This window comes from Streptomyces gottesmaniae, from assembly GCF_031845845.1.
GTDB lineage: Bacteria > Actinomycetota > Actinomycetes > Streptomycetales > Streptomycetaceae > Streptomyces > Streptomyces akebiae.
Genome location: NZ_JAVRFJ010000008.1, coordinates 90,140 through 110,400 on the forward strand (window position 1 = coordinate 90,140; position 20,261 = coordinate 110,400).

Below are 20,261 nucleotides of genomic sequence, written 5' to 3' on the forward strand. Positions count from 1 at the left end.
CCGCGCCCGTCCCCCACCGATGAATCCGTAGATCACTTCACCTCACTCCGGGAGAACCCATGAGCAAGAACATCAACAACCCCGTGGGCATGGGCGGCGGCAAGCGCAAGAAGCTGTCCCGCGCCGAACGGCAGAACAACGGCCCGTACCGCAACCTCGACCGCCAGAGTGCCGCCGACCAGAAGGCGGAGCTGGTGCGCAAGATGCGCGAGAAGGCAGGCACAGCCGAGGCCGCCGCGCAGACGAGCGACGACGCCGCACAGCGCTGACGCACCGCCGCCGCGGGGCGGCACCGCACGGGGCAGAGCCCGGACCACGAGGCGTGGTCCGGGCTCTGCTGTCGTACCGGGGGCCTGATCGCTGCCCCATGCCGCCTCGATCCCCGTGTACCCCGGTCGCCGAACCGCCTCGTCGACCTGATCGCCCCCACCGCCCGCCCACCGCCAGTGATGAGTTTTCGCGCCGGCACCCGTCACACATACGACGGGACACGACGAGGCGGAAGGATGACGTGATGAGTGCGGACACGCGGCTGGAGGAGCTGGGTTTGAGCAGTCTGGGCGGGAGCGGTCTGAGCGAGGTCGACGAGCCGGAGTTCTCGGGGCTGGCCGAGCGCTACCGGCGGGAGCTGCACGTGCACTGCTACCGGATGCTCGGATCGTTCGAGGACGCCGAGGACACCGTGCAGGAGACGTTCCTCCGTGCCTGGCGGCGGCGGGAGACCTTCGAGGGGCGGTCGACGTTCCGGGCCTGGCTGTACCGGATCGCCACCAACGCGTGCCTGGACCTGCTAGCCAAGTGCCGCCCGGAGCCCGCGACCGGCGGCGAGGTGCTGTGGCTGCAGCCCTACCCGGACCGGCTGCTCGACGAGCTGCCCATGGGCGACGCGGACGAGCCGGAGAGCCTCGCCGTCGCGCGGGAGACGATCGAGCTGGCGTATCTGGTCGCGGTCCAGCACCTCGCGCCGCGCCAGCGGGCCGTGCTGATCCTGCGGGACGTGGTCGGCTGGCCGGCGAAGGACGTCGCGGAGCTGCTCGGGGACTCTGTCAACTCCGTGAACAGCGCGCTGCAGCGGGCCCGCGCGGGCATGCGGGAGCATCTGCCCGCCGAGCGGCAGGACTGGACCGGCGGCGAGGAGGACGCCGGGACGCGCGAGCTGGTGCGCCGCTTCACCGAGGCCAGCGTGGCCACGGACATCGCCGCGCTCACCACGCTGTTGCGGGACGACGTCCGCTGCTCGATGCCACCCACGCCGGGCCAGTACGTCGGCCGCGACGCGGTGGTGAACGACTGGGTCGTGAGCGGCTTCGAGGGCATGACGGGCCTGCGCACCGTGCCCACCGCCGTCAACCGGCAGCCCGCCGTCGCCTTCTACCAATGGCGGGAGCAGGAGGGTGCGTACCTGCCGTTGACGATCGACGTCCTGCGCGTCACCGGCGGGGCCATCACCGAGATCATCACCTTCCACGACGACCGGTTCCCCCGACTCGGGCTGCCGGAGCGCCTGCCGGCCGACGGCACGGAGTAGTCCCGGCGCGAACGCTCACGCCGCGCGAGCAGCCGAGCAGCCGCCGCAGCGGAGCAGCGCAAGCGTGCAGGCGAGTCGCCCTTCGAGGATCACGGTGGCGAACTCTGCCGTCCGCAAGGTGACTTGGCGGACGGCAGGGACCACTCGTGAACGGCGGTGGCGGTGGCGGTGGCGGTGGCGGCGACGGCGCCCCTTCCCGTCCGCTCAGCCGACGACCGCCGCGCGCACGCACAGCACGTCCGGCAGATGGGACAACAGCTGCCGCCAGCTGTCGCCGTCGTCGGCCGACGCGTACACCTCGCCGTTGCGGTTGCCGAAGTACACGCCTGCCGGGTCCGCGTCGTCCGTGCACATCGCGTCGCGCAGCACCGTGCCGTAGTGGTCCGCCGTCGGCAGCCCCGCCGTCAGCGGCTCCCAGCTCTTGCCCGCGTCCGCCGTGCGGAAGACCCGGCAGCGGTGGTCGGCCGGAACACGGTCCGCGTCGGCGTTGATCGGGAAGACATAGGCGGTGTCCCCGCGGTGGGGATGGGCGACCGCGGCGAAACCGAACGTGGAGGGCAGTCCCGCCCCGATGTCCTCCCAGTGCGCCCCAGCGTCGTCGCTGCGGTACACGCCCCAGTGGTTCTGGAGGTACAGCCGGTCGGGGTTCGTCGCGTCCCGGCTCACCTTGTGCACGCACTGGCCGAACTCGGGGTCGGGGTCCGGCAGGAACACCGCCGAGACACCGGAGTTGGACGGCGACCAACTGGCCCCGCCGTCCTCGGTGCGGAAGACCCCGGCGGCGGAGACGGCCACGGTCATCGCGCGCGGATCGCGCCGGTCGGTGAGAATCGTGTGCAGTCCCTCGCCGCCGCCCCCGGGGGCCCACCGGTCGCGTGTCGGGTGCTCCCACAGCGGCCGTACCAGCTCGAAGGTCTCGCCCCGGTCCTCGGAGCGGTACAGCGCGGCCGGTTCCGTGCCCGCGTACACGACGTCCGGTTCGGCGGCCGACGGGTGCAGCTGCCACACCCGCTCCAGCGAGGCCCCGGTGTCCTTGGGGAACTTGACCGCGGGCCGCGTGGGTTCGGTCCAGGTGCGGCCGAGATCGTCCGAGTGGAAGACGGAGGGCCCCCAGTGGGCGCTGTCGCCGCCGACCAGCAGCCGGGGGGTGTCCGAACGGGTGTCGATGGCGACCGCGTAGATCGCCTGCGCGTTGAAGTACGGCGTCTCGTCGAACTCCCAGGCGCCTCCCCGCCGCCGCCCGATGAAAAGGCCCTTGCGTGTGCCCACCGTGAGCAGTACCTCAGCCATCCCGGCCACCTCCCGGACATCGTCGTCCCAGTCACCGGCCAGTCTGCACCCCACCACTGACAGTCACCCCTCAGAGCAGCTCCGCCGCAGGTCAGCGGGTGTGGCAGCGGCGGAGGGGCGGACCGGGAGCCGATCGGGCCGGGCGAGGGTGACCCACATCGCATGAGCAGGGCGGGGAACCCCGCCGTATGGGAGAGCGGTCCGGCAGTCCTGCGTGTGCGAGGGAGGGTGCCCCAGATGGTGGCATTCCGTGGTCCGAAGGTGTGGCTGTGGCGGTGGCGGCGCAACCCGCTCAGAAGGCGCGCCGACCGGCTGGAGTCCTGGGTCGTGCTGATCGCCTGGACGCTGACGCTGTTCGGCGGGGTGGCCGCGGGCCTCATGGCCGCCCACTCCGTGGAGTCCGGCCTCGCCCGGCAGCGCGCCGAGTGGCGCCCGGTCGACGCGGTTCTCACGCAGGACGCGCCCGAGCCCGCCAGCCGGAGCGGTACGGCCACGGAGAACGTGTGGGCGAAGGTCCGCTGGACCGCGTCGGACGGCTCCGAGCACGAGGGCCGGGCCAGGGTCGATCCCGCCGCCCTGATGGGAGCGCGGGTCACCGTCTGGACGGACGCCGAGGGCCTGCTGGTCACCGAACCCGCCAGCGAGTCCCAGGCCCGGTTGCGCGCCGCGCTCGTGGGCGGTCTCGCGGGTCTGTTCGTGGCGGCCGTGCCCTTCGTCGGCGGCCGACTCGTGCGCGGTCGTATGGAACGGCGGCGGATGGACCAGTGGGACGAGGAGTGGGCGCGGATCGGCCCGCTCTGGGAGCGCAAGATCTGGTGAGGCCGGGCGGGGCGTGAACGTGACGGTGATCGCCCCGCGCGGCGCGGCCGACGGCCGGACGAGGCCCGTGGGGGGAGGCTCCGTCCGGCCGCCGGGGGACTCACCTGCGGGTGACGAGCGGTGTCACCGGTAGGTGATGTCCGAGGTGGCGTACTTGCAGTTGGTGCTGTCGGGGCCCGTACCGACGGCGGTGGTGTTGTTGTACTTCTGGCACGGGATCACCTTGCGGCCGCTGTCGTTGAGGATCGTGATGCCCCGCAGGGTCGCCACGTCACCCCGGTTGACGTTGATGCCGACCAGGCGCGCGGTGGTGCCCGTCCCCGTCACCTCGATGTTGCTGAGGTTCACCTTGCGGGTGTACTGCGTGGAGCAGTCGCCGCAGGAGCGGTACAGCGTCTTGAAGTCGCTGACCGCGAAGTTGGAGATGTTCACGGTGCCGGGCCCGTTGTGCTGGAAGACCTTGTCGGCCGCCTTCTTGGCGCCGCCGCCGGTCACCGTGTACGTGGAGCCGCCGCGGAAGGTCGCCGCGTCCTCGCCGACGTCCTCCCACCAGACGTTCTGCAGGGTGCAGTTGCCCTCGCAGTGGATGCCGTCGGCGCCGGGCGCGCCGATGATGACGTTCTTCAGCGTCGCGCCGGCCGCGAGCTTGAAGATCGGGTCCTGGCCCTCCTCCTGGCCGTCGCCGGCCAGCGCGCCGCTGCCGTAGTAGCGCACCATGCCGCCGTCCCGGGTGCCGGACACCGAGATGGTGGAGGACACCGGCTGACTGCCGTTGGCGGACGGCCAGGTCGCGGCGTTCGCCGGAGTGGCCCCACTAGTCATGATCATGCCAAACGAGAGGCTGAACGCGGCGAACGTGCCGGTCAGCGCGCGCGTGCGGGCACGCGGACGTGTTGCAGAAGTCATGTCCCGAATCCTTCTGTTGTCCGAGCGGATGGGGGGTTGAGGGGTGCTCAGAGTTTCCCGGCGCCCGCTCCCGACGTCACCGACGCGACGACGGAGGAGGCGGGCTGGGGGGTGTAGCCGTAGGGCGGGGTGGTGAAGCTCCCCACCCGGGAGATCTCGGTGGCGGCCCCACCGAGGTCGTTGCCGCGCAGATTCGCGTAGCCGTCCACGTCACTGCTGCGGTTCGTGGTGACCGCGACTCCGGTGTTCCGGAAGACGTTGTTCTCCACGAGCATCTGGGCGCCCATGCGCGAGTGGCAGGCGGTCTCCGCGCCGTCCACGTAGTTGTTGTAGAAGTGCCCGGTGCCGAAGCGCAGGCTGGGGATGCGCGAGTACACGTTGCTGAAGTGGTTGTGGTGGTACGTCACCTTCAGGTGGCCGGTGTCCTCGGAGGCGTTGTTGTCGCTGTGGCCGACGAGCGAGCCCTTGAAGTGTTCCTTGAACGTGTTCCAGGACACCGTCACGTTGTCCGAGCCGTGGTTGATGTCCAGCAGGCCGTCGTAGTGGTCCTTGTCGTGGGTGCGGTCCGCCGAGAAGGAGTTGTGGTCGATCCACACCTTCGTGGATTCCTGGACGGTGATCCCGTCGGCGGGCGCGACCGGCTTGCTGATGTTCAGGTTGCGGACGACGACATTGGTCTCTTCCTTGATCCGCAGGCCGCCGCCGGTGAACCCGGACGACGAACCCACTCCCAGCACCGTGGTGTTGGAGCCGATGTCGACCTGACCGCTCAGCGAGATCAGGCCGTTCACGCGGACGACCTTGGCGGCGTTCCCGGTGACGGCGCTCTGGAAGGCGGCGAGCGTGGAGACCGTGACCGCGGAGGCGCTGCCGCCGCCGGTGGTCCCGGCGCCGTAACCGATCGGCGAGGTCTCCGCCGCGCCCGCCGATTGCGGCACGGCGAGCGTGGCGGCCGTCATCAGGGCGGCCACGGCCGCCACCAGGGCAGATCTTTGCGCCTGTGTACGTGGGGGGACGGTACGCATGCGGGTGCGTCCCTTCAGGGGAGAGCGGGCGGGCCATGTACGTGAATGAAGTTCACCGTGCTGATCGCCGTGAGCGAGTGGGGAAGCTCGACTCCGGCGCCGGTTCACATCGCTGAACGGAACGTAGGGGGCAAGCGCTTTCTAGTCAACGCTTTGCGCAAAAGACATTGGGTCGGCCCTGGTGGGGGCGGTCGGCCATGCGCGACGAGTGGGCCCGGTGGTCCGGGCGGGTCGCCACGAGCGAATTCTTTCGACGGGTGGGAGCGCTTCCGTGCACTCCATGTCCATGTCACGATGCCCTTCCGCCGTCCTGAACCGGTTCCCCTTCCGTCGCACCCGCCCCCGTCACAGGAAGGCACAACGACGTGACCCTCACCCCCCACGACCGCCCGCGCGGACCGCGGCGCCCGGCGCTCGTCGCGCTGCTGGGAGCGCTCGTGGCGCTGCTCGCGGCCGCGCTTCTCCCCGCGCCCGCGGCCGCCGCGGCGAACTCCGAGGCGGAGGCCGCTCCCCGGGCGGCGCTCACCGAGATCACCGGCTTCGGTACGAACCCCAGCAACCTCCAGATGTACCTGTACGTACCGGACAGCGTCACCGCGAACCCCGCGATCGTCGTCGCCGTGCACTACTGCACCGGCTCGGGACCGGCGATGTACAGCGGCACGGAGTACGCCTCGCTGGCGGACCGCTACGGGTTCATCGTCGTGTACCCGTCCGTCACCCGGAGCAGCAAGTGCTTCGACGTCGCCTCTCCCCAGGCCCTGACGCGTGGTGGCGGCAGTGACCCGGTGGGCATCAAGTCCATGGTCGACTGGACCGTCCGCACCTACGACGCCGACACCGACCGGATCTTCGCCACCGGTATCTCCTCCGGCGCGATGATGACCAACGTCCTCCTCGGCGACTACCCCGACGTGTTCGCCGCCGGCGCCGCCTTCGCGGGCGTTCCCTTCGCCTGCTTCGCCACCACCAACGGCTCCGAGTGGAACAGCGACTGCGCCAACGGCACCGTCGTGCGTACCCCGCAGGCGTGGGGCGACCTCGTCCGCGGCGCCTACCCCGGCTACACCGGACCCCGGCCGCGCATGCAGGTCTGGCACGGCACCACGGACGACGTGCTGCGCTACCCCAACTTCGGCGAGGAGATCAAGCAGTGGACCAATGTGCACGGTGTCAGCCAGACACCGGCCGCCACCGACTCGCCCCAGTCCAACTGGACCCGCACCCGCTACGGCGGCACCGGTGACCGCGCCCCCGTCGAGGCCATCAGCCTCCAGGGCACCGGCCACAACCTCTACGCGTGGGGCATGGGCGAACGCGTCCTCACCTTCTTCGGCCTCAACGGCTCCGGCCCAGCGCCCCAGCCGCCGGCCGGCCCCTGCAAGGTGACCGTCACCACCAACGCCTGGAGCACCGGGCTGACCGCATCGGTGACCGTCACCAACACCGGTACGACGGCGGTCAACGGCTGGAAGCTGGGCTTCACCCTGCCCTCCGGACAGACCGTCACCAACGGCTGGGGCGCGACGTACAGCCCGGCGAGCGGTGCCGTGACCGCGACCAACGCCTCGTACAACGCCGCGATCGCACCCGGCGCGAGCGTCGGCATCGGGTACCAGGCCGACCACACCGGCAACAGCGCTGCACCCTCGGCGTTCACGCTCAACGGGACGGCGTGCACGACCGGTTGACGTGTGCCGCCGGGGCTGGTGGCGCGGGACGCGGCAGGACCGCGACGCCGTGCCGCCCGGCCCCGGCGGGCCCGTCGGCCTGACGTCTCGCTCCGTACCGCCCCCGCCCACGAGGGTCGGCCGGCCCGATGCCTTGCCCCCCTACTCCTCACCCGGACGGCTTGGTCGACCCGCCGACCCGCCGACCCGCCGATCCGCCGATCCGCCGATCCGCCGATCCGCCGATCCGCCGACCCGCCGCCCCGTCCGCCCGGTGGGTTCGACCGGCTCTCCGGCCCGGACCGCCTCCCGCCCGGACTGTCCCGCGGGCGCACGCCGGCCATGCGTACGTCCGGGACGGCGTGCGTGCGGCGTGTCTCCGGGACGGCGCGGGTCCGGGCGGCGTGTCTCCGGGACGGCGTGGTCCGGGCGGCACATGTGCCCTCCCGGCCCACCCGATCTCCGCCTGCCGGCCCACGCCACCACCCCCTACCCAGAGAGGCACCGTCCTTGCACCCGATCGACAGTCCCCAGCCCGCACGGCCGTCCGGCCGGGCGCCGCTCGCGACCGTGCTCGCCGTCTGTGTCCTCGCCCTGGCCCTCGTGGTGGCCTCGTCCGCTCTGGTCGCCCTGGTCAGGGACCCGCACCGGACGGACGGCACCGGCACGGGCGACACGGCGACGGCAGCCCGGCACTGGGTGAACACCTGGTCCGCGATGCCGCAGCTCACCGAGCCGGGCAACATGCCGCCGGCGCCGTTCACCGGGGACCGGGCCGTGCTGGTCGACACCACCCTGCGGCAGACCGTGCGCGTCACCACCGGCGGCGACCGCGTCCGGCTGCGCTTCTCCAACGCCTTCGGCGGTGGCGCGCTGCCCCTGACCGCCGTGACGGTGGCGCTGCCGCTGGGCGGTCGGGCGGGGGTCGGCGCGATCGAACCGGGCTCGTCGCGTCCGGTGACGTTCAGCGGGAGCGGATCCACGACCGTTCCGGTGGGCGCCCAGGTCGTGTCCGACCCGCTGGACTTCACGCTGCGGCCGGGCACCAACCTGACCGTGACGGCGTACCTGGCGGAGGGCCAGGCCTCCCTCGCCCTCACCTCGCACCCCGGCTCCCGCACCACCTCGTACCTGGTCCACGGTGACCACACCGAGGACGCGGATCTGCCCGGCGCGACCCCGACCAACCACTGGTACCTGCTCAGCGATGTCGAGGTGCTGTCCCGGCCCGCCACGACCGCCGTCGCCGTCCTCGGTGACTCGCTCACCGACGGCCGGGGCTCCACCACCAACGGCAACGACCGCTGGCCCGACCAGCTCTTCGACCGCCTCCAGCAGCGGCCCGGCACCCGGCACATCGCCGTGGTGAACCAGGCGGCCGGCGGAAACCGTGTCCTCAACGACGGCCTCGGTCCCAACGCCCTCGCCCGGCTGGACCGCGACATCCTGGCCCACAGCGCCGTCGAGCAGTTGATCGTCTTCGAGGGTGTCAACGACCTGGGCACCGCCGCGGCCACTCCCGACGCCCAGCAGCGTGTGACCGCCGACCTCGTCGCCGCCTACGAGCAGATCATCGTCCGCGCCCACGCCCAGGGCATCCGCGTGTACGGCGCCACCCTGCTGCCCTTCGGCGGCAACACCCCCTACGACGACGCCGCCGGACACCGCGAGGCCGCGCGGCAGGCCGTCAACACCTGGATCCGCACCAGCGGCCGCTTCGACGCCGTCCTCGACTTCGACCGCGCGGTCCGCGACCCGGACGACCCGAGTCGCCTGCTCCCCGGCCTCCACGACGGCGACTGGCTGCACCTCAACCCGGAGGGCTACCGGATCCTGGCCGAAGCGGTCCCGGCCGGTCTGCTCCGGCGGGGCTGACCGGTACGGGGGGCGCCCACCCGTCCCGGCGCCCCCACTCCGCCTAGACCGAGCGGTGGTACTGCTCGGGAACGCGTACCTCGCCCCCGAGCTCACGGGCCGCCTGCCGGGCCCAGGAGGGGCTGCGGAGCAGTTCCCGGCCGAGCAGGACCGCGTCGGCCTCGCCGTTGGCGAGGATCTTCTCGGCCTGCTCGGCCTCTGTGATCAGGCCGACCGCGGCGACGGGCAGCGCGCTCTCGTTCCTGACCCGGGCGGCGAAGGGCACCTGGTAGCCGGGGCCGACGGGGATGTGGACCCCGGAGGCGTTGCCGCCCGTGGAGACGTCCAGCAGGTCCACGCCGTGCGCCTTCAGCTCGGCGGCCAGTCGGACCGTGTCGTCGGCGGTCCAGCCGCCCTGCTCCAGCCACTCGGTGGCGGAGACCCGGAAGAACAGCGGCTTGTCCGCCGGCCACACCTCCCGTACCGCGTCGACGACTTCGAGCGCGAAACGGATCCGGTTCTCGTACGAGCCGCCGTAGGAGTCGGTGCGACGGTTGGAGTGCGGGGAGATGAACTCGTTGATGAGATAGCCGTGGGCGCCGTGGATCTCGGCGACCTCGAACCCGGCGGCCAGTGCCCGCCGGGCCGCCTCCGCGAACTGCCCGACGACCGCACGGATCTGATCGACGGTCAACTCGTCGGGTACCGGGTGCCGTTCGTCGAAGGCCAGCGCGCTGGGCGCGACCGGCTGCCAGCCGTGCGCGTCCGCGCCGACCGGCGCCCCGCCCTGCCAGGGCAGATCGGTCGAGGCCTTGCGTCCCGCGTGCGCGAGCTGCACGGCAGGCACCGTCCCCTGCCCCTTCAGGAACCCGGTGATCCGGCGGAACGCCTCGACCTGGGTGTCGTTCCAGAGGCCGAGGTCGTACGGCGAGATGCGGCCCTCCGGGGACACGGCGGTCGCCTCGACGATGATCAGGCCGGTGCCGCCGGTGGCGCGCGCCGCGTAGTGCGCGAAGTGCCAGTCGTTCGGGGCGCCCGCCCCGGGGCCCTCCGGCGCGGCCGAGTACTGGCACATCGGGGGCATCCACACCCGGTTCGGGATGGTCAGTTCACGCAGGCGGTAGGGCTCGAACAGCGCGCTCACGGCGACTCCAATCGTCACGGGATGCCGTCACGGGACGGACGGTGGACAGGTCGTACGATAGGCATCGTAGTACGGCGGATGTCAAACTACGATGGGCCTCGTACAATGAAGGTCCCTTGAAGGACCGACGCAGTGGAGCCGCCGTGACCTCGCCCGCCGTCAGCAGCCGCGACCTCCCGCACCCGACACGTGAGGAGATCCGGCTGGAGTCCGTGCTGCACGCGCTCTCCGACCCCATGCGGCTGCGCATCGTGCGCGAGCTCGCCTCCGACGGCGACGAGCTCGCCTGCTCGTACTTCGACCTGCCGGTCACCAAGTCCACGTCCACCCACCATTTCCGGGTGCTGCGCGAGAGCGGGGTGGTCCGGCAGGTCTACCGGGGCACGGCCAAGATGAACGGTCTGCGCCGGGACGACCTAGACGGCCTTTTCCCGGGGCTCCTCGACACCCTCGTCGACGCCGCCGCCCGGGAGGCCGCCCGCCTCGGCGCCGGCTGAACCGGCCCTCGCCCGAAGGTGGTTGAAGAGCAGGTTCAGTGCGATCGCCGTCAGGCAGCCCGCGCTGATACCGCTGTTCATCACCGTCCGGAACCACTCGGGGAACTCCGCGTAGACCGTCGGCACCCCGACCGGCAGCAGTCCCACGGCCACCGAGACGGCCACGACCGTCAGGTTGTCGTTGCCCCTGAACTCCACCCGGGCGAGGGTGCGCAGACCACTCGCGGCGACCGTGCCGAACATGACCAGGCCCGCGCCGCCGAGCACCGGCGCCGGGATCGCGGCCACCACGGCGCCGAGCTTGGGCAGCAGACCGAGCAGGACGAGGATCCCGCCCGCCGCCGCGACGACCCAGCGGCTGCGCACCCGGGTCATCCCGACCAGGCCGACGTTCTGCGCGTACGCCGTGTACGGGAAGGTGTTGAAGACACCGCCGAGGACCGTGGAGAAGCCGTCCGCGCGGAGCCCGTCGGCGAGGGAGCGGGGCTCGACCTCGCGACCGGTCAGCTCGCCCACCGCGATCAGGTCGCCGGTGGTCTCGGTCATCGTCACCAGCGCCACCACCAGCATGGACAGGATCGCGGAGAGGTGGAACGCGGGCGCCCCGAAGTGGAACGGCGTGCTGACGCCGAGCCAGTCGGCGTCCCGCACCGCGCCGAAGTCCGTGAACCCCAACGGGACGGCGACCGCGAGCCCCACGACGATGCCGATCAGCACGGCGATCCGGCTGAGGAACACCGGAGCGAAACGCTGCACGCCGACCACGACGAGCAGCACGAACGCCGCCAGGGCGAGATTCCCGGGCGCGCCGAAGTCCGCCGCGCCCGCACCGCCGGCCGCCCAGTTGCCGGCCACCGGCAGGAGGGAGAGGCCGATGATCAGGATGACGGTGCCGGTGACGAGCGGTGGAAAGAAGCGGAGGAGTCGCCCGAACACCGGGGCCAGCAGCATGATCGCCAGGCCGGCCACGATCACCGAGCCGTAGATCGCGGGAAGGCCACCGCCCTCCGTCCCGATCAGCACCATGGGGGAGACGGCGGCGAACGTACAGCCCTGCATGATCGGGAGCCGGACACCGAAGCGCCATACGCCGACGCACTGGATCAGGGTCGCGATGCCGCACACGAGCAGGTCGGCGGTTATCAGATAGGCCAGGTCCGCGGGTGGCAGGCGCAGGGCGCCGCCGACGATGAGGGGGACGGCGACCGCGCCCGCGTACATGGCGAGGACGTGCTGGAGGCCGAAGGCGAGGAGGTGACGGGTGGGGGGTACTTCGTCCACGGGGTGGGTGGGGGTGGTGGATGCCATGGACGAGACCCTAGAGGGCTTGAACAGTTTGTTGATTTCAGGGGTGTTGCCTGTATGAGGTGCTGCCCGTACGAGGTGTTGCCTGTTCGAGGTATTGCCTGTTCGAGGTATTGCCTGGTCGAGAGGGAGGCGCGGGCCGACGGGGATCGATCGCGCGGTTTCCCGCCGTCGCCCAGGGCCCTAGGGGGCGGCGTCCTGGTGTGCGGCGCTCATCAGGGACTGCCAGTCAGGGAGTTTGACCACGCCTCTGCCCAGGGACGCGCCCAGGGCCGCCTCCGCCCTCTCGATCGCCTGCCAGCCGGACCATTCGATGGGTGTGCAGCCCTGTGCGCGCAGGGCTCTCGCCGGATCGTCCGGGAGGCTCCTCCTCGCCAGCCGCGGCGCGTCCTGCAGCAGCGAGGTCGCCGTCTCCTTGGCGCAGGGGCGGTTGGTGCCGATCACTCCGGTCGGGCCGCGCTTGATCCAGCCGGCCACGTACTCGCCAGGCGAGGGCACCCCCTCACGGAGCACGCGTCCGGCCGTGTGCGGGACCGTCCCGTGGGCCGGGTCGAAGGGGAGGCCGTCGACCGGGACGCCTCGGTAGCCGACGGAGCGGAGGACGAGTTGGGCCTCGATCTCCTCGTACTGCCCGGTGCCGCTCACCCCGCCGTGGCCGTCGGGTTCCGTGCGCTCCAGACGTACCCCGCGGACGTGGTCGCCGTCGGCGTCGGCGAGGAGCTCGACGGGGCGCAGGAAGAAGCGCAGCCGGATGCGGTGACGGCCGGCCGGTGCGGGGGCGGTGGCCCAGCCGCGCAGGACCTCGACGTTGCGGCGCTGGGCGGCGGGGAGGAGTGACGGGTCGACGTACGCCGGATCGAGTGCCAACTCGGCGGGATCCACGCTCACTTGCGTGTCCGGGAGAGTGTTCAGCTCGCGCAGCTCCTTGGTGGTGAACCGTGCCTGGGAGGGGCCCCGGCGGCCCACCATGTGCACGTGGGTGACGGCGCTGGCGGCGAGGGAGTCCAGGGCCGCCTGGGGCATGTCGGTGGGAGTCAGCTCGCCCGCTCCGCGCGCGAGCATCCGGGTGACGTCCACCGCGACGTTGCCCACCCCGATGACGACGGCGGCCCGCGCCCCCGCGAGGAAGCCGGCGACCGGCGCGTCCGGGTGCGCGCTGTACCAGGAGACGAACTCGGTCGCCGACCAGCTGCCGCGCAGCTCCTCGCCCGGGATGCCGAGCCGTCTGTCACCGGCGGCGCCGACGCAGTACACGACGGCGTGGTACAGCTCCCGCAGGCGGGCGACGGGCACCCCGTCCGCGCCCACCCGGACGCCGCCGAGGAACCGCACCCGCTCGTGTTCCAGCACCGTCCGCAGGTTGTTCTGGAGCGACTTGATCTTCTCGTGGTCCGGGGCCACCCCGTAGCGCACCAGGCCGTACGGGCACGGCAGCCGGTCCAGCACGTCGACGAGCACCCCCGGGTCCTGCTGGACGAGGCTCTGGGCGGTGTAGCACCCGCTCGGCCCCGAACCGATGACGGCGACTCGCAGCACGGCGGAACTCCTTACGCGAGGAGATTCGCTGATGCCTCAAGGATCCCACCGCCGGGCCCGCCGGGGGAGGGGTGCGGCGGCGGGAGGGCGGGATGCTGCGCCGTCGGGGTGCCGCGTGCCCCCGGTACGCGTGGCTGTGCGCAGAGAATGTGATCATGCGTTTACGTTGCGTAGGTGCTGGAAGCATCCTTTCTCAATCTCTCCGACCGCCACTGGCAGGACGGCGCGGTGTCCGTGCGGCCCGCGTGGGAAGTACAGGAGCACGACGGCGCCACGGCCTGGTACGACGCACGGCTCTCCTTCCCGGACGGTGCCGGGGTCGAGGTCCTCGCCGTGGTCTGCGAGGGCCGGCTGTCGCTGGAGGACGTGCGCGCGCAGCCGCCGCTGTCCCTGGACGACCTGGCGGAGCTCGCCGACTGGATCGAGGGACCGCTGTCCGCGGCGTGCGGCCCGGTGCCCGACCTCGTCGAGGAGGAGCCGTCGGAGACCTCGTCCGGGTCCGGGCGGCGGGCCCGGCCCCCGTGGCCGCGCGGTGTGGAGGGGCGGCGGCTGGCGGCCGAGGAGTATCTCGCGGCGCAGCGGTGCGGCTACGACCCGGTCCTCGCGGTGATGTGCGCGACCGGGCACAGCCGCCGCAAGGCGCTTCGGCTGATCGCCGGGGCGCGTGACGAGGGCCTCCTCGGCCCCCGTCACGCCCGCCGCTGAGCCCTGGGCCCTGGGCCGAGGGCGGGGTGAGGAGGCCGAGGGGCGGGCGGTCGGCTACTGCGTCAGATCGCGCATCCGGCTGATCTCCGTGGTCTGCTGCGCGATCACGTCGTCCGCCATCTCCTCGATCAGGATGTTGTTGCCCTGTGCCTTCACATCCGTGGCCATGGTGACCGCCCCCTCGTGATGGGTGATCATCAGCTTCAGGAACATCCGGTCGAACTTCTCCCCGTCGAGCGTGCCGAGTTCCTTCAGCTGTGCCGCCGTCGCCATGCCGGGCATCTTCGCGTGGTCGTGCGAAGTCTCCCGCTCGTCGGCGTCGTTGGCCTTCAGCCAGCCCTCCATGGCGTCGATCTCCGGCTTCTGGGCGGCCGAGATGCGCTCGGCGATCCGCTTCACCTGGGTCGACTTCGCGTGGTCGGCGGCGAGTTCGGTCATCTCCAGGGCCTGGGTGTGGTGCTGGATCATCATGCGCGCGTAGTCGAAGTCCGCGGAATTCGGAGAGTCGTCCTCCGTTCGCTGCTTCTCGACCTCTTCCGGCGAGAGGGTCTGAGCCGTCTCACCGGGTTTCCCGGGCGCGATCACCGCCGGCCCGCTCGACTTGTCCGAACCGCCGTCGGGAGCCGCCTCGGACCCCGAGTCGCAGCCCGCGAGCACCAGCAGAGCGACCGTCAGTGAGGTCGTGACCAGCGGTGCGCGGGATGTGCGGCGAACGAGCACAGTGACCTCCTGGGACACAGCAACGGGCGTACACCTCGTGAGTGTTGACGAACGTTCCTAACATGCTTTCGCGTGCGGTTGATCAAATTTGTTCGTTACAAATGCATTGCCGTCTGTTGATCTGTGCATGATGCAGACGATACTGCGGAGGTGCTCGAACCGTTCAACTGCGAACGGCCACAAGGGAGGACACAGTGACCCTGTTGAACAACCTTCGGACGCGGCGCAGACGTCTGGGGGTCGCCGCGACTGCGGCCGGTCTCCTGGCCGCGTTACTCACCGCCGGACCGGCGGCCGCGACCCCCGATCCCGGGGACTCTCCCGGCGTGCGGGAGAAGGTGTCCAAGAGCGATGCCGCCGAGGCGAGGGAGGCGATAGCCGCCGGCGAGATCCCCGGCCAGGACGAGATCGTCCACTCCGCCAACATCCAGCATCTGACCAACATCCCCAAGGAGGCGCTGCCGGGCACCAACTCGGACCTCGCCTTCCAGGGCAAGTACGCCTACGCCGGCAACTACGACGGCTTCCGCGTCTTCGACATCAGCAACCCCAAGGCGCCGAAGACGGTCGCCCAGGTGCTCTGCCCGGGCTCGCAGAACGACATCTCCGTCTCCGGGAACCTGCTCTTCCTGTCGACCGACTCCTCGCGCAGCGACAACTCCTGCAACAGCACCACGCAGCCCGCGACCGAGAAGTCGTCGTGGGAGGGCCTCAAGATCTTCGACATCAGCGACAAGGCCAACCCGAAGTACGTCGCAGCCGTGGAGACGGCCTGCGGCTCGCACACCCACACCCTGGTGCCCGAGCGCAGGAACGTCTACGTCTACGTCTCCTCGTACTCGCCGAACGCCGCCTTCCCCGACTGCCAGCCGCCGCACGACGGCATCTCGGTCATCAAGGTGCCGCGCAAGTCCCCGGAGAAGGCGGCCGTGGTGGGCTTCCCGGTCCTGTTCCCCGGTGACGGTCCGGACGGCGGCGGCAACCCGGGTTCACCCACGAACCCCGGCGTCTCGAAGACCACCGGCTGCCACGACATCACGGTGCTGCCGTCCAAGGACCTGGCCGCCGGCGCGTGCATGGGCGACGGCATCCTGTTCTCCATCAAGGACCCGGAGAACCCGAAGGTCATCGACCAGGTCCAGGACAACGTGAACTTCGCGTTCTGGCACTCGGCCACCTTCAACCAGAAGGCGAACAAGGTCGTCTTCACCGACGAGTTGGGCGGCGGCGGCGCGGCCACCTGCAACGCGGCGATCGGACCGGACCGCGGGGCCGACGGCATCTACGACATCGTCGGCAAGGGCGACAAGCGCAAGCTCGTCTTCAAGAGCTACTACAAGATCCCCCGTCACCAGGCCGACACCGAGAACTGCGTCGCCCACAACGGCTCGCTGATCCCGGTCAAGGGCAAGGACATCATGGTCCAGGCGTGGTACCAGGGCGGTGTCTCCGTCTGGGACTTCACCGACTCCTCGAAGCCCAAGGAGATCGCGTACTTCGAACGCGGTCCGATCTCCACCACCACCCTGGTGGGCGGCGGCTCCTGGTCGGCGTACTACTACAACGGTTACATCTACTCGAACGACATGGTGAAGGGCTTCGACGTCCTGAAGATCAACGACCGCCGGACCGACCCGGCCAAGTGGGTCCACCAGAGTGAGCTCAACGTCCAGACGCAGCCGGACTACTTCGACTTCGACTGGTAGCCGTACCGCGAGGCAGGCAAGTCACCCGTCCCGCCGGGCCCTTCGGGGACCGGCGGGACACCGCGCTCCCGGCCTTCTCATCGGCCGGGGCGCCGAGCGAGGACATCCTGCAACTCCCGCGTCGACCGACGAACGGCGAACTATACTCAGCGCTTCCGGGCGGCCACCCCATGTGTGCCCGCCCTGCCGCAGTTCGTCCCGGGCCGCACGGGGGACGGTCCGGGACGGACGTCCGGCGGCGACGAACGACCGGTCCGGCGCGCGGCACCCGGACGCGAGGCCCGTCACCGGGGCAGCGGCCGACGCCACCTCAGTCCAGCCGACGCCACCTCAGTCCAGCAGATCCAGGACGCGCCGTAATCCGTCCGGCCGCTCCGCGACGGGCAGATGGTCCACGAAGTGGACCCCGCACCCCAGCGCCGCCGCACCGCCGTCGGCCCGGCGGTCGTCGCCCACCATCAGGGTGTCCCGCGCGTCGACACCGAGTTCCGCGCAGGCGAGCGCGAACAGTCGCGGGTCCGGCTTCTGCACGCCGTGCTCGTACGACAACACGTACGTGTCGACGTACGGGTCGAGGCCGTGCGCGCGGAACACCGGCCGCAGGTCCCAGCCGATGTTGCTCACCACACCGACGGCCACCCCGCGGTGCCGCAGGGCCGCGAGCACGTCGGCGGTGTCCGGGTAGGGGCTCCACGCCGACGGTGTCATGTGGCGGTCGTACAGCGCGTCGTGGAGCGCCGGGGCGGGGAGTGTCACCCGACGGGAGAGCCCCGTAAAGGCGGCCCGGTGCTCCTGGGCGCTGCGGTCCCGCAGCGCCCACAGGCCGGCCAGTTCGCCGGTCGGGGCCTCCGCCGGGACGGCGCCGCCCGGCAGGGCGCCCGCACGCTCCAGTTCCTCGGCCGCCCGGACCAACTCCGCCTCGGGCAGGGTGAGCGAGGAGTCGGTGAGGGCCGCGCGGAGCCATGCCTCGGTGGACTCCACGCGGAAGAGCGTCCCGGAGAAGTCGAACAGCACTCCTTTGACCGTCATGCCGTCGATCCTTCGTGGCGGCACGCACCCGGTCAAGTACGCCTCGGCGCTCCCCACCGCTCGTACGCGAGCACCGCCAGCGCGATCGTCAGACCGCCCAGCAGCCAGCCGCCCAGCACGTCCGACGCCCAGTGCACACCCAGCCAGATCCGGGTCAGCCCGACGCCCACGACGGAGACGACGGTCACCGCCACGGCCGTGCGCACGACGACACGACCGGCGCCGTACAGGTGCAGCAGCCACACCAGCAGCCCGAGGACGATCGTGGCCGTCATGGCGTGGCCCGACGGATACGCGGCGTAGTGGGCCGAGTCGACAGGGTCGGGCCAGGCCGGCCGTTCCCGGCCGACGGCCGCCTTCAACGCCTGCTGCAGCGCCGTGCCCGCCGCGCAGGTGATCGCCAGCCAGAGGGCGAGCCACCATTCCCGGTGACGCCACACCAGCCAGATCGCGACGGCGGCCACCAGCAGACGCATCGTCACCGGGTCCCAGACCCAGTCGGTCAGGATGCGGAACGCGTGGGTGACGCCCGGTTCGTCGACGGCCCATCCGTGCGTGGTGTTCGCGATGCTCCCGTCCAGCGACATGAGCGGAGACCACGAGATCGCGACCAGGACGAGCAGGAGAACGGTGGGCGCCGCGAAGGCCGCGACGGCGCGGACGGAGCGGTCGGTCGACGGCCGGTGGGGCGGCGAGTCGACGGTGGGGGTGTGCATACAGCGATCCTGGCCGACTCCCGGGGCCTGGTGCCAATGCCGAGGCGTGAGATCACTGTCACGCGCCGCGACCGGAGCAAAGCCGTCGCGCCGCACGTTGTCCTTGGGGTTGTCTTGATCCCTTCTTTGCCATGTCACGACCTACCGAGTGCCCGCAACCCGGGGAAGAAAGCCACCAAGACCGGTACGGCAGGTACCAGCGCGGCGTACGCGGTCAGCCGCAGCCGGTGTGCCGGCGTGAGGCGTTCCGGGGGCACGAGCAACCGGCTGACCCGCTGCGGCACATGGTCCTCGGGGGCCGGACAGGGCCCGAACACCCCCCGGTCCTCGTTGAGGCCGACGAGGGCGAGGGCGATGGTGAGACGGCCGTGACGACGGGAGGCCGTGTCGTCGGCGGCGAGTTCGACCAGCCGGTGCATCTCGTCGCGGAACGCGGCGAACACCGGAACCCGGGGGAACCCGCCCGCGAGCGCCGCCGAACAGTGCAGCAACCAGTGGTGCCGCGCCCGCGCGTGCCCCTGCTCATGGGCGACCACCGCGTCCACCTGCCGCCCCTCGAGCCGGCGCAACGCGGCCGTGGTGATGACCAGTCGGGGTGCGGGGCCGGGCAGCCACCAGGCGTCCGGACGCTCGCCCTCGACCACGACCAGCCGGTCGCCGTCCGGCTCCTCACCGGGCAACAGCGGCGCGCGCAGCCGGAGTTCGGCATGGCGGCGGCGACGCTGCCGCCGGGCCCGGAGGACCTCGCGGACCAGCATCGTCCCGGTCCACAGCCCGCCGCACGCGAGCGCCACGGTGGTGGCCACGGCCCAGGAGCCCCCGCTGTCCAGCGCGTACGCCTCCACGACGCCCTGCGGCGCGGGCGCGAACACCCGCCCGCGCACCACCGTCCACGCCGCGGCCGCGCTCAGCGCCATGGACAGCGCGCAGCACAGCAGCACGGCCGCCACCACGCACTGCCACACCCACAGGGCGACCACCGGTTCACGGTCCGGCCACTCGGCGCGGGCCAGCAGCCGCGGGGCGACGACGGAGGTCAGGGCGCCGAGCAGCAACAACGCCGCGGGGACCATCATGAGGCGCAGCCTATGAGTGCGCCGGTGCACGGCGACACGGGCCGAGCCACCGAAGTGACGCAGACCACGACCGGTCGGGGGCGGGGTCGTTCAGACCGTCAGCAGCATGGCGAACATCCCGATGCCCATGGACAGCCGGCAGGCCCGCGCCAGCTCCGGCCGGTCGCCCCACCCCGTCACGCCCCCGGCCCGAACCCCCGTCCCGACGGCGGCCGGTACGGGCATGAGCCGCACACCCGCCCACACCACGTAGCCGGCGAAATACACCAGCAGAGCTCCCGTCACCAGGGGCAGTCCCGTGCCGCCGTGACCGCCGCCCGGCGCGACGGCCATGACGGCGGCCATGTAGACCATCGCCAGGGCGCCCACCAGGTGGTGCAGATGGGCCGCGCCCGCGCGGGCCGCCCACAGCGCGCGCACCGCGGCCGCGCCGAAGACGAGCGTGTAGACCAGCCAGGCCCAGCGCGGGGGAGTCACGGCCGCGGCGGGCACGGCCATCGCCGCCATGCCGAACCCCATCAGGGCCTCGCCGCCGGCGGCGCGCCGCTGCTCCTCCACGGCGCTGCGCATCCGCAGCAGGCAGTACCCCCCGGTCACCGCGCACAGCGCGACCAGCAGCCAGCCGGCCGAAACCGGTCCGTGCACCGCGCACCTCCCCGTTCGGCTTCCCGTTCGACGACGTCGGTCGTGCTGAGAGTGGGGTCGGACAGTCGGTCTGGGCATGCCCGGGCCCGA

19 protein-coding genes are annotated in these 20,261 nt (G+C 71.6%); 8 read left to right on the forward strand and 11 right to left on the reverse strand.

Going from position 1 to position 20,261, the window contains the following annotated elements; translation table 11 throughout:
- Nucleotides 1-59: 59 nt before the first annotated feature.
- Complete coding sequence (locus RM704_RS11670) at nt 60-269, forward strand: DUF6243 family protein (protein ID WP_033527525.1); 210 nt, start codon at nt 60-62, stop codon at nt 267-269.
- 245 nt (nt 270-514) lie between these two features.
- Nucleotides 515-1,528, forward strand: coding sequence for an RNA polymerase subunit sigma-70 (locus tag RM704_RS11675; RefSeq protein ID WP_033527526.1), 1,014 nt, complete (start codon nt 515-517; stop codon nt 1,526-1,528).
- A 204-nt stretch (nt 1,529-1,732) separates the two neighbouring features.
- Here the strand turns inward: RM704_RS11675 and RM704_RS11680 are convergent, their stop codons facing one another.
- The gene (locus RM704_RS11680) at nt 1,733-2,818 is read right to left on the reverse strand and encodes a WD40/YVTN/BNR-like repeat-containing protein (protein ID WP_052146040.1); all 1,086 of its coding nucleotides are present in this window, start codon (nt 2,816-2,818) and stop codon (nt 1,733-1,735) included.
- 237 nt (nt 2,819-3,055) lie between these two features.
- Here RM704_RS11680 and RM704_RS11685 point away from each other — a divergent pair, with 237 nt between their 5' ends.
- Entirely contained in the window at nt 3,056-3,637 is a 582-nt protein-coding gene (locus RM704_RS11685; RefSeq protein WP_033527528.1) for an Rv1733c family protein, read from the forward strand.
- A 123-nt stretch (nt 3,638-3,760) separates the two neighbouring features.
- Here RM704_RS11685 and RM704_RS11690 read toward each other — a convergent pair whose 3' ends face one another.
- A complete protein-coding gene (locus RM704_RS11690; RefSeq protein WP_033527529.1) occupies nt 3,761-4,543 on the reverse strand; it encodes a pectate lyase in 783 nt (260 codons plus the stop codon).
- 47 nt (nt 4,544-4,590) lie between these two features.
- Nucleotides 4,591-5,568: a pectate lyase family protein gene (locus RM704_RS11695; RefSeq protein WP_033527530.1), complete on the reverse strand. Its 978-nt coding sequence runs from the start codon at nt 5,566-5,568 to the stop codon at nt 4,591-4,593.
- 365 nt (nt 5,569-5,933) lie between these two features.
- Here RM704_RS11695 and RM704_RS11700 point away from each other — a divergent pair, with 365 nt between their 5' ends.
- Nucleotides 5,934-7,259, forward strand: a complete 1,326-nt coding sequence (locus tag RM704_RS11700) for an extracellular catalytic domain type 1 short-chain-length polyhydroxyalkanoate depolymerase (protein ID WP_033527531.1) — start codon at nt 5,934-5,936, stop codon at nt 7,257-7,259.
- 549 nt (nt 7,260-7,808) lie between these two features.
- Nucleotides 7,809-9,113 (forward strand): SGNH/GDSL hydrolase family protein, encoded by a 1,305-nt coding sequence (locus RM704_RS11705; protein ID WP_033527559.1) that lies wholly within the window; start codon nt 7,809-7,811, stop codon nt 9,111-9,113.
- Nucleotides 9,114-9,156: 43 nt separating this feature from the next.
- On the opposite strand, the gene RM704_RS11710 is transcribed toward RM704_RS11705, so the two are convergent.
- The gene (locus RM704_RS11710; RefSeq protein ID WP_033527532.1) at nt 9,157-10,236 is read right to left on the reverse strand and encodes an NADH:flavin oxidoreductase/NADH oxidase; all 1,080 of its coding nucleotides are present in this window, start codon (nt 10,234-10,236) and stop codon (nt 9,157-9,159) included.
- Nucleotides 10,237-10,379: 143 nt separating this feature from the next.
- On the opposite strand from RM704_RS11710, the gene RM704_RS11715 reads away from it, so the two are divergent.
- Nucleotides 10,380-10,733 (forward strand): ArsR/SmtB family transcription factor, encoded by a 354-nt coding sequence (locus RM704_RS11715; protein ID WP_033527533.1) that lies wholly within the window; start codon nt 10,380-10,382, stop codon nt 10,731-10,733.
- Here the strand turns inward: RM704_RS11715 and RM704_RS11720 are convergent.
- Both RM704_RS11720 and RM704_RS11725 read right to left on the reverse strand, forming a co-directional pair.
- Nucleotides 10,653-12,041, reverse strand: a complete 1,389-nt coding sequence (locus RM704_RS11720; protein ID WP_033527534.1) for a nucleobase:cation symporter-2 family protein — start codon at nt 12,039-12,041, stop codon at nt 10,653-10,655. The genes RM704_RS11715 and RM704_RS11720 overlap by 81 nt on opposite strands.
- A gap of 180 nt (nt 12,042-12,221) precedes the next feature.
- On the reverse strand, nt 12,222-13,574 hold the full coding sequence (locus RM704_RS11725) for an FAD-dependent oxidoreductase (protein ID WP_033527535.1): 1,353 nt from the start codon (nt 13,572-13,574) through the stop codon (nt 12,222-12,224).
- A 228-nt stretch (nt 13,575-13,802) separates the two neighbouring features.
- Here RM704_RS11725 and RM704_RS11730 point away from each other — a divergent pair, with 228 nt between their 5' ends.
- A complete protein-coding gene (locus RM704_RS11730; protein ID WP_033527560.1) occupies nt 13,803-14,279 on the forward strand; it encodes a DUF6214 family protein in 477 nt (158 codons plus the stop codon).
- Nucleotides 14,280-14,333: 54 nt separating this feature from the next.
- Here RM704_RS11730 and RM704_RS11735 read toward each other — a convergent pair whose 3' ends face one another.
- Nucleotides 14,334-14,999, reverse strand: coding sequence for a DUF305 domain-containing protein (locus RM704_RS11735; protein WP_033527536.1), 666 nt, complete (start codon nt 14,997-14,999; stop codon nt 14,334-14,336).
- A gap of 194 nt (nt 15,000-15,193) precedes the next feature.
- On the opposite strand from RM704_RS11735, the gene RM704_RS11740 reads away from it, so the two are divergent.
- Nucleotides 15,194-16,705, forward strand: a complete 1,512-nt coding sequence (locus tag RM704_RS11740) for an LVIVD repeat-containing protein (RefSeq protein ID WP_033527537.1) — start codon at nt 15,194-15,196, stop codon at nt 16,703-16,705.
- A gap of 330 nt (nt 16,706-17,035) precedes the next feature.
- Here the strand turns inward: RM704_RS11740 and RM704_RS11745 are convergent, their stop codons facing one another.
- The 4 genes from RM704_RS11745 to RM704_RS11760 form a co-directional block, all read right to left on the reverse strand.
- Nucleotides 17,036-17,734, reverse strand: coding sequence for an HAD family hydrolase (locus RM704_RS11745; protein ID WP_033527538.1), 699 nt, complete (start codon nt 17,732-17,734; stop codon nt 17,036-17,038).
- Nucleotides 17,735-17,766: 32 nt separating this feature from the next.
- Nucleotides 17,767-18,450: a phosphatase PAP2 family protein gene (locus RM704_RS11750; protein WP_033527539.1), complete on the reverse strand. Its 684-nt coding sequence runs from the start codon at nt 18,448-18,450 to the stop codon at nt 17,767-17,769.
- A 134-nt stretch (nt 18,451-18,584) separates the two neighbouring features.
- A complete protein-coding gene (locus RM704_RS11755) occupies nt 18,585-19,526 on the reverse strand; it encodes a M56 family metallopeptidase (RefSeq protein WP_033527540.1) in 942 nt (313 codons plus the stop codon).
- Nucleotides 19,527-19,616: 90 nt separating this feature from the next.
- Nucleotides 19,617-20,171, reverse strand: a complete 555-nt coding sequence (locus RM704_RS11760; protein ID WP_033527541.1) for a DUF5134 domain-containing protein — start codon at nt 20,169-20,171, stop codon at nt 19,617-19,619.
- Nucleotides 20,172-20,261 lie beyond the last annotated feature (90 nt).

What these genes read in the sequence shown, in the direction of transcription:
- RM704_RS11670 (WP_033527525.1), top strand. Translation starts at nt 60, where the DNA reads ATGAGCAAGAACATCAACAACCCCGTGGGCATGGGCGGCGGCAAGCGC.
- RM704_RS11675 (WP_033527526.1), top strand. Translation starts at nt 515, where the DNA reads ATGAGTGCGGACACGCGGCTGGAGGAGCTGGGTTTGAGCAGTCTGGGC.
- RM704_RS11680 (WP_052146040.1), bottom strand. Translation starts at nt 2,818, where the DNA reads ATGGCTGAGGTACTGCTCACGGTGGGCACACGCAAGGGCCTTTTCATC.
- RM704_RS11685 (WP_033527528.1), top strand. Translation starts at nt 3,056, where the DNA reads ATGGTGGCATTCCGTGGTCCGAAGGTGTGGCTGTGGCGGTGGCGGCGC.
- RM704_RS11690 (WP_033527529.1), bottom strand. Translation starts at nt 4,543, where the DNA reads ATGACTTCTGCAACACGTCCGCGTGCCCGCACGCGCGCGCTGACCGGC.
- RM704_RS11695 (WP_033527530.1), bottom strand. Translation starts at nt 5,568, where the DNA reads ATGCGTACCGTCCCCCCACGTACACAGGCGCAAAGATCTGCCCTGGTG.
- RM704_RS11720 (WP_033527534.1), bottom strand. Translation starts at nt 12,041, where the DNA reads ATGGCATCCACCACCCCCACCCACCCCGTGGACGAAGTACCCCCCACC.
- RM704_RS11745 (WP_033527538.1), bottom strand. Translation starts at nt 17,734, where the DNA reads ATGACGGTCAAAGGAGTGCTGTTCGACTTCTCCGGGACGCTCTTCCGC.
- RM704_RS11750 (WP_033527539.1), bottom strand. Translation starts at nt 18,450, where the DNA reads ATGCACACCCCCACCGTCGACTCGCCGCCCCACCGGCCGTCGACCGAC.
- RM704_RS11755 (WP_033527540.1), bottom strand. Translation starts at nt 19,526, where the DNA reads ATGATGGTCCCCGCGGCGTTGTTGCTGCTCGGCGCCCTGACCTCCGTC.